Origin of the sequence: Stieleria neptunia (genome assembly GCF_007754155.1) — a bacterium.
Taxonomy (GTDB): domain Bacteria; phylum Planctomycetota; class Planctomycetia; order Pirellulales; family Pirellulaceae; genus Stieleria; species Stieleria neptunia.
This window is the reverse complement of record NZ_CP037423.1, coordinates 6,018,035-6,036,122: the sequence shown is the minus strand read 5'-3', so window position 1 is coordinate 6,036,122 and position 18,088 is coordinate 6,018,035. Positions and strand designations below refer to the sequence as shown.

Annotated in this window: 14 protein-coding genes and 1 pseudogene; 10 read left to right on the top strand and 5 right to left on the bottom strand. The window is 57.2% G+C overall.

Annotated features, from left to right (window positions below):
• Positions 1-17 precede the first annotated feature (17 nt).
• From Enr13x_RS21085 to Enr13x_RS21070, 4 genes are all read left to right on the top strand, one after another.
• Entirely contained in the window at positions 18-3,266 is a 3,249-nt protein-coding gene (locus Enr13x_RS21085) for an ankyrin repeat domain-containing protein (RefSeq protein ID WP_145388886.1), read from the top strand.
• Positions 3,267-3,341: 75 nt separating this feature from the next.
• Entirely contained in the window at positions 3,342-4,190 is an 849-nt protein-coding gene (locus Enr13x_RS21080) for a hypothetical protein (protein WP_145388885.1), read from the top strand.
• 19 nt (positions 4,191-4,209) lie between these two features.
• Entirely contained in the window at positions 4,210-5,568 is a 1,359-nt protein-coding gene (locus Enr13x_RS21075; protein WP_197455263.1) for a PQQ-binding-like beta-propeller repeat protein, read from the top strand.
• Between the two features lie 67 nt (positions 5,569-5,635).
• Positions 5,636-6,364 (top strand): RNA polymerase sigma factor, encoded by a 729-nt coding sequence (locus Enr13x_RS21070; RefSeq protein WP_145388883.1) that lies wholly within the window; start codon positions 5,636-5,638, stop codon positions 6,362-6,364.
• A gap of 38 nt (positions 6,365-6,402) precedes the next feature.
• On the opposite strand, the gene Enr13x_RS21065 is transcribed toward Enr13x_RS21070, so the two are convergent.
• The 3 genes from Enr13x_RS21065 to Enr13x_RS21060 are packed head-to-tail and all read right to left on the bottom strand — an operon-like array spanning position 6,403 to position 7,263.
• Positions 6,403-6,774, bottom strand: a complete 372-nt coding sequence (locus tag Enr13x_RS21065; RefSeq protein ID WP_145388882.1) for a hypothetical protein — start codon at positions 6,772-6,774, stop codon at positions 6,403-6,405.
• A 59-nt stretch (positions 6,775-6,833) separates the two neighbouring features.
• Positions 6,834-6,983: a hypothetical protein gene (locus Enr13x_RS38150; RefSeq protein WP_197455262.1), complete on the bottom strand. Its 150-nt coding sequence runs from the start codon at positions 6,981-6,983 to the stop codon at positions 6,834-6,836.
• A 4-nt stretch (positions 6,984-6,987) separates the two neighbouring features.
• Positions 6,988-7,263: a hypothetical protein gene (locus Enr13x_RS21060; protein ID WP_197455261.1), complete on the bottom strand. Its 276-nt coding sequence runs from the start codon at positions 7,261-7,263 to the stop codon at positions 6,988-6,990.
• 106 nt (positions 7,264-7,369) lie between these two features.
• On the opposite strand from Enr13x_RS21060, the gene Enr13x_RS21055 reads away from it, so the two are divergent.
• From Enr13x_RS21055 to Enr13x_RS21040, 5 genes are all read left to right on the top strand, one after another.
• Positions 7,370-10,396, top strand: a complete 3,027-nt coding sequence (locus Enr13x_RS21055) for a protein kinase domain-containing protein (RefSeq protein WP_145388880.1) — start codon at positions 7,370-7,372, stop codon at positions 10,394-10,396.
• 85 nt (positions 10,397-10,481) lie between these two features.
• Entirely contained in the window at positions 10,482-10,658 is a 177-nt protein-coding gene (locus Enr13x_RS38145; RefSeq protein WP_197455260.1) for a hypothetical protein, read from the top strand.
• Between the two features lie 7 nt (positions 10,659-10,665).
• Positions 10,666-13,029: a DUF1592 domain-containing protein gene (locus Enr13x_RS21050; protein ID WP_145388879.1), complete on the top strand. Its 2,364-nt coding sequence runs from the start codon at positions 10,666-10,668 to the stop codon at positions 13,027-13,029.
• A gap of 27 nt (positions 13,030-13,056) precedes the next feature.
• On the top strand, positions 13,057-14,316 hold the full coding sequence (locus Enr13x_RS21045) for a DUF1552 domain-containing protein (protein WP_145388878.1): 1,260 nt from the start codon (positions 13,057-13,059) through the stop codon (positions 14,314-14,316).
• Between the two features lie 71 nt (positions 14,317-14,387).
• Positions 14,388-14,807 carry a hypothetical protein gene (locus Enr13x_RS21040; protein WP_145388877.1) on the top strand — a complete coding sequence of 140 codons (420 nt, stop codon included), beginning with the start codon at positions 14,388-14,390 and terminating at the stop codon, positions 14,805-14,807.
• A 105-nt stretch (positions 14,808-14,912) separates the two neighbouring features.
• Here Enr13x_RS21040 and Enr13x_RS39045 read toward each other — a convergent pair whose 3' ends face one another.
• Both Enr13x_RS39045 and Enr13x_RS21030 read right to left on the bottom strand, forming a co-directional pair.
• Complete coding sequence (locus tag Enr13x_RS39045; RefSeq protein ID WP_261344206.1) at positions 14,913-15,512, bottom strand: Fic family protein; 600 nt, start codon at positions 15,510-15,512, stop codon at positions 14,913-14,915.
• 20 nt (positions 15,513-15,532) lie between these two features.
• Positions 15,533-15,910, bottom strand: a complete 378-nt coding sequence (locus Enr13x_RS21030) for a helix-turn-helix domain-containing protein (RefSeq protein ID WP_145388875.1) — start codon at positions 15,908-15,910, stop codon at positions 15,533-15,535.
• Positions 15,911-16,202: 292 nt separating this feature from the next.
• Here Enr13x_RS21030 and Enr13x_RS21025 point away from each other — a divergent pair.
• Positions 16,203-18,029, top strand: a pseudogene (locus Enr13x_RS21025) (copper-translocating P-type ATPase); the annotation flags it as partial.
• Positions 18,030-18,088: the final 59 nt, after the last annotated feature.

Below are 18,088 nucleotides of genomic sequence, written 5' to 3'. Positions count from 1 at the left end.
GAATAGAGGTCGATCAAATGAACCGGGCGATTTGGAATTTAGGCGGCATCAGCATCATTGCTGTGGTTATCACTTCAATTGCAGGCCTCTCCAATGCCACGGCAGCGAAACCCTTCTTCGCCAGTCCGCATGTCCGGCCGATCGCGATCGCCGATGATCTGGTGCTGGTGGTCAACACGCCGGCGGATACTGTCGACGTCTTCAATCGAAAGACCCGTCGGCTGGTGAAGCGGATCGCCGTCGGCGTTGATCCCATCACCATTGTGGTTCGTCCCGATGGCGATGAGGCCTGGATCGCGAACCATGTTTCGGACTCGATCAGCGTAGTCGATTTGCGGAACGGAACCCCGACATATCTGAACACGATCGCGACGGTTCAACAGTTCGATCGCGAATCCCGTTCGACTCGCTTTGACGAACCGGTTGGAATCGCATTCGCCAGCAACGACAAAGCGTACGTGGCGCTATCGTCGGAAAACACCATCGCGGTGGTCGATGTCGATCGGCGGGAGGTGACCAAACGTCTAAAGATCAACGCCCAAGATCCACGAGCTATCGCGGTCGTCGGCGACCGTTTGTATGTGATCCCGTTTGAGTCGAACAACCAAACGCAACTTTCCGGCGGAAGCGGGCATGAAATCGACGGTGACTTGGTCACCTTCGACGCTTGGCAGCACTCCATCTTCCACAACAACGTGCTGTCGCTGGGGCACGTCGTCGACATCGTCAAACATCCCGATGTTCCTGACCGCGATCTGTTTGTCTTTGACACCGGAACCGATGAATTGGTTCAAACGGTCGATACGCTGGGGACGTTGTTGTACGGATTGGATGTCGATGCCAGCGGCAATGTGTTCATCGCGATGACGGACGCTCGCAATGAGATCAATGGTCGATCGGGAACGAAGAAACACGGATTGAAGGAACTGGGCAACCGTGCGTTCCTCAACCGCGTCACGCGAATCGGAGCGGATCTGGGTAGCGAGTCGATTCAGTTCTTTGATCTGGAACCACTACCACCGCAGCATCCCGAACCGGAAGCGGCTTTGGCAACTCCCTATGCCATCAAGGTCAGTCGGGATCAAAAAACGCTGTTTGTTTCCGCCGCTGCGTCCGACCGGCTGATTGCGATGGATGCCAGTTCGGGCGAGGTGCTTGATCAAGTCGACGTGCAAGCGGTCCCACGCGGCATTGCCATCGACCACGACAATGCGGGTCAACCACAAACGGCTTGGGTTCTCAATTCGGTCGAAAATTCCATTTCGGTCGTGGACGTGTCCGATGTGTCGCGGATGCGAGTGATCGAGCACTTGTCGATGGAGGATCCAACGAATTCGGTGTTGAAGCGGGGACGAAAGGCTTTCGAATCCGCGGAGGTTTCGACGACGAAGACGTTCTCATGTGCCAGTTGTCACCCCAACGGTCATACCGATCAATTGCTTTGGGTTTTGAAAACGCCAATCGTCAGCGGCGGTGATCAGATCATGCCGCGGTCGACCATGCCGGTGCGAGGACTTCGCGATACCGAGCCGTTTCATTGGGATGGCGTTCCGGGCGACCCCTATGGTGGCAATAACAGTGCCAGCGTTCACGCGTCGGTGCCGCCCAACAGCGATGTCGACGATCCGCTGTCGAGCATTCGTCACCTTGTCGATGGCGGAATCGCGAACACGATGTCGATGGACGATGGTTCAGTACACCACAATCCGACGCAAAACGACGAAGGCAAAGCCGGAACGCTGGATGCAGCAGACCGGGATGCCATGTCGGCGTTTCTGTTGAGCATTCGCTACCCACCGGCACCGCGGCGTCCGTACGACAATGTGGTCTCCGATCAAGCCAAGCGAGGATTCGAATTGTTTCACGTCCTTGGTGATGACGATCCGACCAAGTCGCGTCCAAACGTGTGCGGGGATTGTCACCGGATGCCATTCTTGGTCAGCACCAATACGCCGGGGACAGGCATGGACGCACCGACGTGGCGAGGCGCGCAAGATCGTTTCCTGATTTTGCCACAAGGCAGATTGAACATCATCGACTTCGATTTCTACGCGGCTATCGCCGTTGGCGGACAAGACGAGCGTAGCATCTGGCAACTGTCTTGGGCGGGTCGCGAGCGATTCAACCCGATTTGGGACATGGTGCTTGAGGGAAGCACAGGAATGTCCGGTGCCTACGGCCGGCAATGGACGATGAACCAGTCCAATGTCAATGATGACCAAGGTCGTGCTCTGTTAAACGCGCTCGAACAAGCCGCCTCGGAAGAAGCGATCACACTGAGAGTCGAAGGAACGGTGATCGAAGGTGACGTGTCGACTCCGATTGAGCTCGTACTTCAAGGCGAAGCCAAGCGAACACGCTATGAAGATGTCAATGATCTGGACGCCCATTACAGCCGCGCTGAATTGGAAGACGCCGCTGCGGCAGGCCGTTTGATCCTGACGTGGACGGCGACGCTTCCTTCGACCGAGTCGTTCGAAGCCCAGCCGGCAATCTGGACGCGTGGCCCGATCGAGCAACAGCGGGGACGGCAGCAGTTCCCGATTTTGCATCCAGCCAGTCCGGAAATGCTGATCAGCGGTCGACATTTCGGTTCCGATGCCACGGTGTTTGTCGATGGAAGAGCCGCCGATGCCAAGGTCGATATTGTTGGCGAAGATGTCTTGATTGGGTTTGGCAAGCTGCCGTCCATTGGCATGCACCTGATGCAAATCAAAGCCGCCCACCCGGACTTCAGCAATGATTTCATTTTCTATGTCGCGGCAGACGCGGCAGACGCGGATCGGCTGAGGATGGAACAGGACCGGCCTCACCTGGATCTGCAAAACCAGCTTGCCGAGGCCATCGGCCGCGGAAATCTTCGACGCGTTCGTGGGTTGGTCTCCCGTGGTGCAGCCACGGATGCGGTCGACCGCGAAAGTGGCAGCTACGCGCTGGCGACTGCGGCCCTTTATGGCCACGCGGAGATTGCCGAGTATCTGATCGAAGCGGGGGCCGATGTCGATGCCAAGAACCGTGACGGAAACACGGCCTTGCACATCGCCTCATTCTTGTGCCACAAAGAAGTGGTCGCCGTCCTGCTCAAGCGCAACGCATCGAGGGCGATCCGCAGTGCTCACGGCGAACGCGCGGTCGACACGGTCGCCGGTCCTTGGAGCGACGGCCTGGCACGCCTCTATCAATTCATTGCGACATCGACGTCACAGGACATTGATCTCGAAGCCGTGCGGAATCAACGCCCGCAAATGGCCGCGATGCTCCAGTGATCTCATCAAAACAACCAACCGTTCCCCCAAGAATCTGTCCCGATCACGCGTAGCATAGGCTTCCAGCCTGTGTGGATGAACTTGTTCACAGGCTGGAAGCCTATGCTACGTATATTCTCTTTTCCAAAGGAAATCAGTGAAATGAATCGAAGAAATCAGCACCGGACGCTTCGTGCGTTCATCGCACTGGCGGCCTCGTTCATCGCGTCGTGGACCCAGTCAGCGAGCGCACAGGACTTTGACTTGATCGAGCAACGATTGGGTGGAATCGTCGCCGACGGCGAGCTATCGCTCGAACAGGCACAGGTAATGTTGCACGCCCTTCGGCAACACGCCCAGCAAGATCACGAGCGGGCCGAGATGCATGAACTGTTCGATAAAGCCGGCATCGCCGAATCATCGGTCTTCCGGCTGCAACGTGCGATGGAGGAACGCGGAATACACGGTCAGCAACAAAATCTCGCCATGCAGGTTCTTTTAAGGGCCTTGCAAACCAAGAAGTCCTCGGCGGATGAATTTAAGTTTCCCACCAAGTTGCGTCAACATTTGCAAACCGAAGGCAAGTTGCCCGAAGAGCAAGTGCAACTCATCACCAACATCGCTGCTCGGCTGGCTCACGAAGCGGACGCCAGTCGCGAGCGGAACCAACAACGATCGAAGCAAACGCAAATGCAGCGGAGACAGGTCGAAGAGAAGATTGTTCGGTGGATCGAGTCACTCGAAACGGAACTTCGCGAAGCCGTCGAGTCCGAAAAACTGACCGAAGACGAGGCTTGGGAGAAATGGGAATGGATCAAGGAAAACCAAATCGAACCGAAGCTGGATGCCGCTATGGAAGAACGTTCGTTGACCGAAGAGCAAGCCGAAAACATCTGGGTTGAAATCGAAGAGCGTGAAGCTGAGCGTCGTGAGCAAGATGAATAATTTCGTCCTATCTCAAACCATGATCTTGAAAATGATGCGAAAGTTGCTCGCTTCACCCTTGGCCTTCTTGCTTTTCGCCACGCTGCCGACGCTCTCGGGTGTCTCGCGTGGTGAAGAGACTCAGCCGGATCGACATTGGGGTCAGTGGCGTGGTCCCCAAGCCAACGGTACGTCGGCAACGGCGGATCCCCCTGTGACGTGGGATGAAGACTCGAACGTCAAGTGGAAAGTTGCCATTGATGGTCGGGGAACATCGACGCCGATCGTCTGGGGCGATCGGGTGTTCGTCCTGACCGCGATCAAGACCGACCGCAAGGATGACGCGATACCGGACCCGCAAGACCAACCCAAGACGAACTTCTTCGACATCAAACAACCCAATGCGGTCCATCAATACGTTGTGCTCTGCTTGGACCGGAACACCGGCGACGAAGTTTGGCGTGAGATGGCGGTTGTAAAAATTCCTCACCAGGGTGCTCACAACGACAATGATTTCGCCTCCGCATCGCCGACGACGGACGGCAAGCATTTGATTTGCTGGTTCGGTTCGGCAGGCCTGTTCTGTTATTCATTGGATGGCGACCCGCTGTGGCAACGCGATCTCGGCGAAGTCAACGTCGGATCCAGCCTGGGCGAGGGCTGTTCGCCGGTGCTGCACGACGAGAAAGTCGTTATCGTTCGCGACCATGCGGGCCAATCGTCGATCGAAGTCCTCGATGCGACATCAGGTCAAACGCTTTGGCGAAAGCAACGCGACGAAGGCAACGCATGGGCGACCCCTTTGATCACAAAGGCCGCCGGCAAAACCCAGGTGATCACGGCAGCTTCGAATCGGATCCGCAGCTACGATCTTGATAGCGGCGACATCATCTGGCAGTGCGACGGTTTGACCGGCAACGTGACGCCTTGCCCCGTTCGATTGGGCGATCACGTCATCTGCATGAGCGGCTACCAGGGTTATTCAGCTTTGGCATTGCCGTTGGACAGGACGGGCGAGTTTACCGCGTCGGATCATGTGCTTTGGCAGATTGACCGTGGCACGCCGTACATACCGTCACCACTGCTCTACAACGGCTTGCTCTACTTCAACCAATCGAATCAGAACATCTTACGCTGCGTTGACGCCCAAACAGGCGAACTGGTGTTTGGCCCGGAACGGCTGAGCGACGTTTCGAACATCTATGCATCGCCCGTAGGTGCTGCGGGGCGAATCTACGTCGTCGGACGCGGTGGAACGACCATGGTGCTCAAACACGGCCGAACCTTTGAGGTCATTGCCGTCAATCAACTCGACGAACGCTTCGATGCCTCACCGGCCGTCGTGGGCGATCAATTGATTTTGCGGGGATCGAAATTTCTGTACTGCATTGAGCAATAGCAAACGAACAGAACGAGCAAGCCAGATCTTCGTTCCGATATCAGCCAGGAGCTGGTAGCATGGGGACATGGACTTGCCGCCCAAACGCCCGAACTTCGAAACAACGCAATGGAACCTGGTCGCTCGGTCCAACACGGACCAAGCCAGCCAGGTGACCGCCCGCTGTGCATTGGAAGAATTGTGTCGAACGTACTGGTATCCGCTGTACGCCTTTGTTCGCAGCCGTGGCCATTCGTCGGACGATGCGCAGGATCTGACCCAGGCGTTTTTTGCGAAGATCATCGAAAGCAACGGATTGGCATCCGCCGATGCGTCGCGGGGGCGATTCCGGGCTTACATCCTCGGCGCAATGAAACATTTCTTGTCGCATGATCGGGAGCGGAAACGGGCACTGAAGCGTGGCGGAGGCAAGGCAATCATCGAGTTTGATTCGCTTGACCCCGAGGCACGCTACGCGGTGGAACCGGCAACAACCGATGATCTGGACGCCACGTTCAATCGACAATGGGCGCAGCAGATTACCGCATCAGCGATGGCATCACTACGAAGTGAAATGGTTTCCAGTGGAAAACAAGACTTGTTTGAAGCTTTGAAAGTGGGATTGGCTGGCGGTGCCATCGACCGCCAACAAGTCGCGAACCAGATCAGCATGAGCGACGGGGCGGTCAAAGTCGCATTGCATCGTTTGCGAGTTCGCTATCGTGAGATCTTGCGGGCGACCATCGAGCAAACCGTGGCGGATGCGTCCGAGGTCGATGATGAAATGCAGCAGTTGGTGGACGCTTTGACTTCATGAGGGAATGAACCCCATCCCGAATTCACTCCTTTCCGAATTCACTCCTTTCGGAACTGCGTCATCCGTCGCAGGAAGTTGGGCATCTTGCCGACGTAGCATTGGCAGTGCTGGCACACGGTTGTTCGGATGCTGATGGAACATTCGCATCGCGGGCAGGGACGCAGAGTGGGTTCTTCGATCTGTGGTGGAGGTGGAAAGGCATCAACGCTGCCGAGGACTCGCATCAAGCTGGAGTCCGAAACGCTCTTCTTGGGAGCGGCGACTTGTAGCAGCGGATGCGGAGGCGGGATCTCGGCAGGGATCAATACCTTTTCTCCGCACTTGGGACAGGGATGTGTTTGTCCGAATAGCCTGGGACTGGCCTTCAACTTGTGCCCGCTGGGGCAGTGAACGTATTGATGCGTCATCATTGTTTCGCCTGGGTGAGAATCCGTCGCCTACCTTTTTCTGACGAACGCTGCCGTCCGGGTTACAACCAACTCATCGCGTCTCGTCCGATCGAAACGATTGTGGTGACCGCCGCGATGCAGATCACAACGCCAATGACGGTCAGCACCGCCCGCATCTCGTTCTTCTTCAAGGCGCGCAGAGCAGTGCGGAGAGTGTCCGTGATCGACATTCGGCTATTCCTCCTGTCCGGTGATCAGAACATCGCCCGAAGTCAGATCGCCGGCGATCGGTCCGGAAACAAAGGTACCGATTGACACGGATAGAGCTGGCTCGATGGTGCCGGTCGAAGTGACAGATCGAGTGATGTCATCGGACTCGATCTCGGCGGTTTCCCAGGTGATTTGATTGCGTCTATCCTGATAGCCGATCGCTAGTTGGTATCCGGCCGCGCCGGCGACGCCTAGAATGCCAACTGCGAAAATAGTTTTGAACATGATGTCGATCCACAATCGATGTGCCTTCGTGGGTACCTGACAGTTTTTGCGGACACGGTTACACAAATCAAAAAGACAAGCTGAAGGCCAAGACTTTTTCGTCTGGAGCGAGTTGCCCCCCATGAACAATGCCGCTCCCATTACCTGCTCGACTTGCGGACGAACCCTGCGTCCGGACGCCCCCGAACAGTTGTGCCCGGCGTGCTTGATGACCGGGGCGATGGAAGTGGACGATCTGCCGGCCACCGAGATTCGACCGGTCGAAGTGGAAGCGGAGGGATTGTTGGTCGCGGTCGATGATGGTGAAGGCGATCCCGCCGCCGCCGCCCCGCACGAGTTCGGCGGATACTGCTTGATCAAGGTGCTCGGCAAGGGCGGCATGGGCGTGGTCTATGAAGCCGAGCAGATCGCCACCGGTCGCCGCGTCGCGCTCAAGATGCTGGGGACGCAATTGGATTCGCCGGAAGTTCGGGCGAGGTTTCTTCGCGAGGGTCGTTTGGCCGCTGGGGTGAGTCACCCCAACAGCGTGTACGTTTTTGGCACCGAAGAGATCGAAGGCCTGCCGGTCATCACCATGGAGATCGTTGGCGGCGGGACGCTGCAAGACAAGCTGGATCGGGTCGGTCAGTTGCCGATCGTCGAAGCCGTCGACGCGATGTTGGACGTGATCGAAGGACTTGAGGCGGCGCTAAGCAAAGACGTCCTGCACCGCGACATCAAACCGTCGAACTGTTTCATTGGTCCCGACGGCCGCGTCAAGGTCGGCGACTTTGGCTTGTCGGTCTCGACGATCAGCAGCGTGGAGACGTTTGCAACCGCGACTGGGGTGGCGCTCGGCACACCAGCGTTCGCGTCCCCTGAACAACTGCGTGGCAACGAACTCGATCACCGCAGCGACATCTACTCAATCGGATCGACACTGTACACGTTGCTCTCGGGCAGCCAGCCGTTTGGCGGCAACAACGCGGTGCACATCGTCGCGGCGGTTCTCGATGAAGTTCCTAAGCCGCTCGATCAGCTTCGCGACGACGTGCCGCCGGAATTATCGGCGGTCGTTGCAAAATGCTTGGCGAAGAAACCTGAATCACGTTTCGGCGACTACACATCGCTTCGCAAAGTCCTGCTTCCGTTCAGCTCGCGGCGCCCCGAGCCAGAACCGGCTCCACTTTCTCGGCGAGCCCTTGCCGGCATGATCGACCTGTCGATCGCTTGGACGCTGCCAAGAACGTTGCTGGCCGCGTCGGTTGGCGCACTGGAATTCAGTGAACTGATTGCCTCGCCGTGGTACTGGCCGTTCGTCGTGGCCAGTTGCGTTTGGTTCGTCGCCTACTTCGGCGCGACCGAAGGCTTCATCAATCAGTCGCTGGGAAAACGCTTGCTGGGTCTGCGTGTCACGACCAAGTCCGGGCGGCAGATTGGAATCAAACGTGCGGTCGCTCGTTCGCTACTCTCGCTGCTAGCCGTTCAGACTTTGCTGGTCATGCAGGCGTTGTTTGTTTTCGATCTTGTCGGCTTTGGTTTGCCGGGCTGGTTGTACGGAGTGATTTACTTATCGATCGGATTGACATTGTTGTTGTTGCCGATGGTCACGATGCGTCGGCGAAACGCAATGGCGACCGTTTGGGACAAACTCACGCAAACGCGAGTTGTGATGCCGGCCGTCGATGCGGTGCGGCTGAAGGTGTGGGATAGGCTTCCAGCCTGTCTTGAACAGGAATTGAGTGACAGGATGGAAGCCTATCCTACGGAGATTGGTCCGTATCGTTTGACGCGGATCGTCCGCGATCCGGATTGGATTGAGGCCATTGATCCGGCGCTGCAACGAATTGTATGGCTGAAGAGGCGAACCGAACCACTGGAACCGTGCCGTCGCGAAGTTGCTCGGCCGGGGCGTTTGCGTTGGCTGCAGAGCGTTTGCAAGCAAGATGAGGTTTGGGATGCGTTCGAAACCAAACCCGGTGTGCCAGCGGCTCAGATTGTTTCGAACAGTAACGTGACCTGGGAAGCCTCGGGCCACTGGCTGTATGACCTTTCGCTCGAACTTGCTTCGGCCAGCGATGATCGAACGTTGCCTCAAGAACTTTCGCTTGATCACGTGTGGATCACGCAGCAAGGGCATGCGGTGTTGCTTGACGATGCTTATCCCCAAGGTTCTGAAACGACAAACAACGTCGTGGATCTTGTTGAAGATCCCACCGAGCAAGGGGCTTTGACAAGCTCCACTACAAAGCTGACACAAAATTTCTTATCCAACGTCGCTGCGACCACCCGGCCACACACCATCCCGCTGCGAGCACGCGCGCTTCTTGTCAATTTACGACTCGGCAAGTTCGATCGTTTGAGCTTTCTGGCTGGCAATCTTCGTTCGCTGTTGACCAAACCGGCGAGAATTGACCGTGGTAGCCGTGCGACGGCGTTGCTGACGGTGCCGCTGCTGTTGATCGCAACGGCCTGGATCACCGGGCAAGCGAACGAGCAATCGTATCGAGCAGCGTCCGCGCGGTGGTCGGCCGCCTATCCGGGGTTACCTCCACTGAGCACCGTGTTACTGTTCCGTCATCCGCTGCAAGAACGCATCGGTGAGCAGACGTTGCGGATTCATTTGGCCGGCCACTACTCCGAATTTCTCGACGATTTACAGTTTCGTGACGATCGTACGGACATTGTTGCAACGCTCGGCGATCCCGCGATGCAAGACTTCTTACGACGGACGCTCAAGCGGCCACCGAAATTCAGCGTCGCCGAATTGAAGCGAGCCGATCGACGCGTCGCCGATGGCTTGCAGATCATTTTCGCAACATGGAAACGCTCCCGAACGCTGGAAATGCTGGGATTGGCGTTGTTCGTGTTGGCCTTCACCGGAACAGTGCAGTTGGCCGCCATCATGCTCAGTGGCAGAACAGTCGGACAAGCCGTTTTCGGCTATGCCGTTGTTGACGATGCGGGCGCACCGGTGGGGCGATTGCGGATGATCGCCCGCTGGCTGGTCACTTGGATTCCCATCGCCATCGTGCTGTGGCTGACTCAGATCAATCCGTGGGCCTATTTGGCTCTGGTCCCATGGCTCGCCGCCGCCATTTTTGCAATCCGGTCGCCTGAAAGAGGGCTGCCGGAACAATTGACCGGGACTTGGTTGGTCCCGAGGTGAAATTCTTGACTTCTCTGTAACCACGAGCGTGATCTTCGTCAGGTACTCGGGCATCGGCCCTTTTCCGCACTGTTGGAACTCCATCATGACGTTTTCGCTTCGACTGACTGCATTGCTGATCGCTCTGGCCGCTCGCTCGGCGTGCGACGCCAACGAACAGTTAAAGCCCAACTTTCAGTACCTCGACACCAACGGCGACGGCTACTTGGGCACGAAGAAAGCGGAAGCCATCGCGAAATACGTCAACGAACCGGCGAAGTGAAGTATCAATGAAATGGACACTCAGTTTGTTCTTCGCGTCAGTCATGCTGCTGCAATCCAACGGCCGGGCCGACACGCTCGACCCGGCGGTGAAATCTCTCGTCGAATCGTCGTGCATCCATTGCCATGATGCCGCTACTGACACCGGGTTGAATTTTGAATCGTTGGGAACAGACCTCAGCGACGATGCGGTCGCACGGCGTTGGGAACAGGTTTTTGATCGGGCACGAACCGGCGACATGCCACCTGAAGATGAAGAGCGGCCCGATCCGGAAGTGCTTGCCGCGGCGACCGAGGCGTTGCACCAAGCCATGACTCGGGCAAGTCTGGCGAAGCAATCAAGTGGCCGCGTTCCAGCCCGCCGGCTGACGAAGTTGGAACTTCGCTACACGATGCAGGACTTACTGGGCATCGAAGCCGATGTGACCAGCGGCGTCCCCGACGAAGTCGAATCGGGCAGCTTCGACACCGTCGGCGCGAATCAGCGGATCTCGGCGGTTCACATGGAAAGCTATCTCGCTGCCGCCGGCGAAGCTCTCACGCACGCCATCCGACTCGGCGATAATCCCTTCCGCAAGATCGCCGATCATGCCGCGACCAATTTTGCCCACCTCGAACCTTGGCACAACAAGCCGCTGAACCTTGGTGGCAGCATCACTCGCAAGCTGAAGTTCAGTCCTGGCGTGGTGATGTTCCGCGACGTGGACTATCTGACTCAGTTTACCTACCAGATTCCAGTCGCCGGGATTTATCGCTTGCGTGCAGGTCTTGCCGCATACCAATCCGAAAAACCGGTTACGGTGAAGATCATCGTCAAGAATCAGTCCGGCAGTGCCAAGCTGGCCGCGTCTCGTGACTTGTTGCCCGGCGAACCGTTTGAACTGGTGCTGGAGACCTATCTTCGACCCGGCGACGCACCGTACCTGACCTTTGACGATTCGGTGCAAACAGGCGTCAACATCTTTTCCGCCGGTGGAGCCGCCAACTATCGGGGACCGGGCATGGCGATCACCGAGCAATCGATCGAAGGTCCGATCCACGAAAGCTGGCCGCCGGCGAGCACAACCAATCTTCTGGGCGACCTTGTGTCAAAATCAGGCGATGCAGAAATCGCTGATGTTCGGGCCTCCATGGAAGACATCGCGCCGCGTCTGTTTCGCCGACCGGTGATCGAGTCGGAGATTGACGACTTCATGCGGTTGGCACAGCCCGCGATGCGGGACGGTCGCGGAGCCATCGAAGCGTTGAAAGTGTCGCTGAGATCAATGCTCAGTTCGCCGCAGTTTCTGCTATTCGGCGGGCAGCCCGGAGAGCTTGACGATCATGCGTTGGCGAGCCGCTTGTCATACTTTTTGTGGCGTAGCTTGCCCGATGAAAAACTCTTCGACGCAGCAAAAGAGGGAACGCTTTCGGATCCAAAAACGCTAGCCGACCAAGTCGATCGAATGCTGGCGGATGCGAAAGCGGAGCGTTTTGTCAAAGACTTCGTCGGCCAGTGGCTCTGGCTGCACCGCATCAATGCGACCGCACCAGACGATGGTTTGTATCCCGAGTTCGATGAGTTGCTGGGCACGGCGCTGCCAACGGAGACCGAGTTGTTCTTCGCTCACTTGATTGAAAACAATCGGCCGGCAAGGGATCTGATCGATTCTGACGACACGTTCTTGAACCGACGACTTGCTCAGCACTACGGCATCGACGGCGTCGAGGGCCAACACTTTCGCCGGGTGACAATTCCCGACAACCGTCCTCGCGGTGGCGTCCTGACGCAAGCGGCGGTCTTGAAAGTGACCGCCAACGGCACGTCCACGTCGCCAGTCACTCGCGGCAATTTCGTGCTGACCAATTTCTTGGGAACGCCACCTGCACCGCCGCCGCCCAGCGTCGGCTCGATCGAACCGGACACGCGTGGCAAGACGACGATCCGAGAGATACTCGCCGCTCACCGTGACATGGAAACGTGCAACCAATGCCACAAGCACATCGACCCGCCGGGGTTTGCCTTGGAGAGCTTTGATCCGATTGGCGGCTATCGCACTCGCTATCGGGCGTCCGGCGGAGAGCGGGAGTTCGGCGGATTCGTCGCGAAGTTGCCGCCCCGCGAAGGGCCACCGGTCGACTCAAGCGGCAAGACCGCTGAAGGCGAAGCGTTCGACGGGATCGAGCAGTACAAACAGCACCTGCTCGACAAGGAGGAGCTGATTGTGCGTCATTTCATTTCGCAGTTGATCGTCTTCGGAACCGGCAGCGAGATCGGGTTCGCTGACCGTGAAGCCATTGACCAAATCATGAACGAAACCCGCGATGACGACTTTCGCGTCAAAAACATCCTTCACGCGATTTTTCAGAGCCGATTATTTCGCGAGAAGTGATTCGGGATCATTCACCAAAGACTTAACATGGCACATCTTCCCCGACGAACATTCCTTCGCGGTACCGGCGTAGCGTTGGCCCTGCCGTTGCTTGAATCCATGAACCCGGTGTTGGCCGCATCGCAACCGGTCGCTCCGAAGCGGATGGTTTTCATCTGCACGGCACTCGGACTTCACCCGCCTAACCTGTGGCCCGAGACAACGGGGAAACATTACGAGAGCACGCCGTACCTTGATCTATTACAGCAGAACCGCGATGACTTCACCTTAATGGGCGGACTGTCGCACGAAGACCAAACCGGTCGACAGCCTCACGACAGCGAAAAAACTTGGCTGACCGCGGCTCGTAAACCCGGCACGGCCGGTTTTCGCAACACCATCAGCGTCGATCAGCTCGCCGCCAGCAAGATCGGCGACCAGACGCGGTTCCGCAGCATCACGCTGGGAACGGTCAGCCCCCAAAGTCAATCGTACACGTCGGGCGGCGTCATGATCCCGGCAGAGACCAGTCCGGCCGCCATGTTCGCGCAGATGTTTCTGCAAGGCAAACCAGCCGACGTCGCACGTCAGAAGCAACGTTTAGGTGACGGTCGCAGCATCTTGGACCAGCTCGGTTCCCAAACGAAGAAGCTACGGCAAATAGCCAGCACAGCCGACAATCACTTGCTGGATGACTATTTCGAGTCCGTACGCACTGCCGAAAACAACATCGCCAGTGCCGAGGACTGGATGCAGCGTCCCAAGCCCCTCGTTGATGCCCAGCCGCCCGAGGATATTGCCGACCCTGCGGACTTGATCGGTCGCGCGCGTTTGTTGATGGATTTGATTCCGTTGATTGTGCAGACCGATTCATCACGAGTCATCACGTTGATGGTGCAAGATCACTACGTGGTTCCCAAGGTCGAAGGCGTCAGTGGCAATCATCACAACCTGTCACATCACGGCCAGGATCCGGCAAAAATCAAACAACTCGAGCGGATCGAAACCGGCATCATGGGCTGCTTCGCGGACTTGCTTTCGCAAATGAAGGCTCCCACCGAGTCCGGATCGTCGCTACTGGACAACACGTCGATCGTCTTCGGCAGCAACCTCGGCAACGCTAACGCGCACCACGCCAAGAACCTGCCGGTTTTCCTGGCTGGCGGCGGCTTCGACCACGGCAGCTACATTAACCTTCGCAAGAACGGCGACCAACCGCTGTGCAATCTGTTCGTGCGTTTGCTACAGGACGCCGAAGTCGAAACGGATGCCTTTGGACAAAGCACAACGGCTCTTACGTGGAACTGATCCCGAGTTCGCCGACCGACTGCATCAGGAGGTTTGGGGCGAAAACGCAATTTCGGGCTAGCAAGAATTCCATGCAACTCCCGAGCGGACACGGCGAAGACGAAGCCGACTCATGCGAACGTGAAATACGGCGAGCACGAGCGACACGTTTTCGACATTTGGCTAGCCGAATCATCGAAACCGTCAAGTTGGAAAGCGAATTGTCGAGTCTGAAGGGACTCAAGAAGTACAGCAACGGGCCGTTCGATTCCTACTCGCTGATCGCGATTGAATTCGTCGCCACCGCTGACATCAACGACTCGCCGCAGCGGTTGAGTTCCAAGAACAATGACGCCGAAGCCGAACGGCCTCGCGACGCCGCGAAACCGACCGTCAACGCGATCTCCGTCGCCCTCCATCGAGCGCCCTCCGATCTCAACTTTGTTGTCAGGTGGAAACGGAAGTTGGAGCGTGCGAGTCATCACGATCCCGTCTCCCCAGCCCTGCATTAGTGCCATATAGAAAAGATGCAGATCCAATACTCAAGGGCTTTGCCGCGAGACCTGATCGCTTCTTTGTCATCGCTCATTTGTCTGCTGCCTCCCTTATGTACATGCTTACTCGCTGAACCTTTGGTGTAAGTCAATCAGCGGTCCATCGTTTCGCGAGTCAGCTGCTTTGATTGCAGCAATGTACTCGTCGCGAATCGGACTCTCGGTGTCGCGAAGACCGGTTGCCGGCCAGAGTGTTGCTGGCTGGGCATGTTGCATCAGCCACACATTCGCCAAGAGTCGATCCCACCGCCCATTCCCATCTTCAAAGGGATGAACCCAAACCGCGCGGTGATGAAACTGAGCGGCGGTTGCGATCACGAGACCGCTCGTTTCGTTGTGTCTCTTGTCGGCCTCCATCGCAATCACCCCGAGTTCCGCTGCGATGATATTGGGGTTCACTCCGATGTTCTTTTCAGTCGATCGGATCTCTCCTGCCCAACTCCAGATCGAACCAAGCATTTCACGATGGAGTCCGAGAAGCCAATCAAAATTGAACGGCGCGATCTTCCGGGATGGTTTCGACAGTAAGTATTTCTCTGTCACGCGAAGGATCGATGCAAACTCGACCTCGTTGAGCTCGCGCCGTGTTTTGATCGACTTGAGTTTTAGGCCCGATCCATCAAACGGTGTGTCGTCATCTTTCCCGCTAGAACCAAGCCCCATACCCTTGCTACGACCAGCGTTCATGAGGCCCACAGTTTTCGACTGGACGATGCAATGCGAGCTTTCGCTTCTTCGAGATGCGATTGAGCCGAAGCCCGCGAGACAGCTTGGGACTCGAGAGCCACATTGCCCTGCGTCAGTGCAATCAAACGTTTGGCTTTTGCAGTCGCGATGTGATCTCGAAATTTCGCGGCGGGAATCTCTGTTAGATCGAGCGAGATACCCAGAGCGAGCAGAATGGCCTGCACGTTTGCGAACGAGAATTCGTGGTCCTCACCGCCGAGAATCCGAATGACCGTGGCCCGAGAAACGCCGCTGCGGCGCGCAAGATCCGAAACAGAGATATCGAGCTCTCGTTTTCGTTCTTGGATGCGGGCGACTATTTCGGGAAGCGGCATGGCGACACGTCCAGGTTAGATGGAGGGGCTGATTCGCAAATCGGGCAGAAAGCCGCAGCTCATCGGCCAAGCTGCAAGTGTTGCATGTGTGATACAAAAGTCAACGGATTGTTTGCTGGGAAGCGACGATACGCCCTGCAAAAGACGGCAAAAACGCGATACTACTCAAGCGGGAACAAAAACGGCCCGATACTGGCCCCGCCTACACCCGCACAAGCACGCATCCCTCAACAGAGTGGTGAGGAGTCGGTTTGAGGGAGGTGTGGTTTGCTCAACTTCAATGAGACCCTTCGGATGGCCATTGTTGATTCGCGGCGCCAAGTCGTTTCGCACGATGAACTTGAACATGTTCTCGTTGATCGCTGTGGGAACATTTGCGGCATATCTGTTCAGTTTGGTTGTCGTGTTGCTTCCCGGTGTGATCCCAGAGGCGTTCTTCGAGAACGGCGTTCCACCTCTCTATTTTGAAGCCGCGGCGGTGATCATCACCTTGGTGTTACTTGGGCAAGTTTTGGAACTGCGAGCACGACAGCAGACAGGCGGAGCGATTCGCGAACTCATGAAGCTTGCTCCCGATACGGCACACCGAATCACTGACGATGGCGAGGAGGATGTCTCGCTCGATTCAGTCCACAAAGGCGATCGGCTGCGAGTGCGTCCTGGCGAGAAAGTTCCGGTCGATGGGAAAGTTCTCAGCGGGGCGAGCAGCATCGACGAGTCGATGTTGACGGGCGAGCCGATGCCGGTGAAGAAAGTGGATGGTGACGAGATCACGGGCGGGACGTTGAACCAGACCGGTGCGCTGGTGATGGAAGCCGTCGGTGTTGGCGGTGACACGGTTCTCAACCGCATCGTGCAGATGGTTGCCGACGCTCAGCGAAGTCGCGCCCCGATTCAGAAACTGGTCGATGTGGTTGCTCGTTACTTCGTGCCGGCAGTGATCGTCTGTTCGATTGCAGCGTTCATCGGCTGGGCGGTGTTTGGTCCGGCGCCGCAGCTTGCTCATGCGTTCGTAGCAGCCGTTGCGGTTTTGATCATCGCTTGCCCATGTGCGTTGGGACTGGCGACGCCCATGTCGGTGATGGTCGGCGTTGGCCGCGGTGCCAAGGAAGGCGTCTTGATTAAGAACGCGGAAGTCCTCGAAGTCATGGAGAAGGTCGACACGATCGTTGTCGACAAGACGGGCACGCTGACCCAGGGCCGACCGGAAGTGACGGGCGTCAAAACGTTTGGTGACTGGAATGAGAACGATGTGTTGACGTTGGCTGCTGCTGTCGAAGCACAAAGCGAGCATCCGTTGGCTCAGGCGGTCGTTCGCCGAGCGAAGGCCGATGAGTTGCAGCTTGTGGAGGCGATTGAATTCGACAGCATCACCGGTGGTGGCGTTCGCGCCCGAGTCGATGATCATGATGTGTTGATTGGCAAGGCTGACTTGTTGGACGAACAAGGTATCGAGGGAATCGGTGCAGGGCGAGACAAAGCAGGGTCGCATCAGGCTGAGGGGGCGACGGTAGTGTTCCTCGCGATCGACAACAAGCTGGCGGCCATTCTCGCGATCACTGACCCGATCAAGCAAAGCACTCCGGCAGCACTGGAGACGTTGCATGAACTGGGGTTGCGAGTCGTGATGCTGACCGGTGATGCCGAACCGACCGCGAAAGCCGTCGCATCGAAACTGGGCATCGACGAATTTCATGCCGGGGTTTCGCCCGAGGAAAAGCATGACTTCGTTCGCAAGCTGAAGAAAGATGGCAAGACAGTTGCCATGTGTGGCGATGGGATCAACGACGCTCCTGCACTTGCCGAAGCGAATGTTGGCATCGCGATGGGCACGGGGACGGGCGTTGCGATCGCGTCGGCCGGTGTCACGCTCGTCGGTGGCGATCTGCGCGGGGTGGCTGCGGCGGCGAACTTGAGCCGAAAAACGATGAACAACATCCGTCAGAATCTTTTCTTCGCGTTCGTTTACAACGCGATGGGAATCCCGGTCGCAGCTGGGTTGCTGTATCCGATCTTCGGCGTATTGCTCAGCCCCATGATTGCAGCGGCAGCGATGAGTTTCAGCAGTGTATCGGTGATCGCGAATGCGTTGAGATTGCGGGCAGCCAAGCTCACATAATTCCGGTTGGTCGATTTGCGACCAGCGCATAGATTCGATAGACCGTACAACTGGCCCAT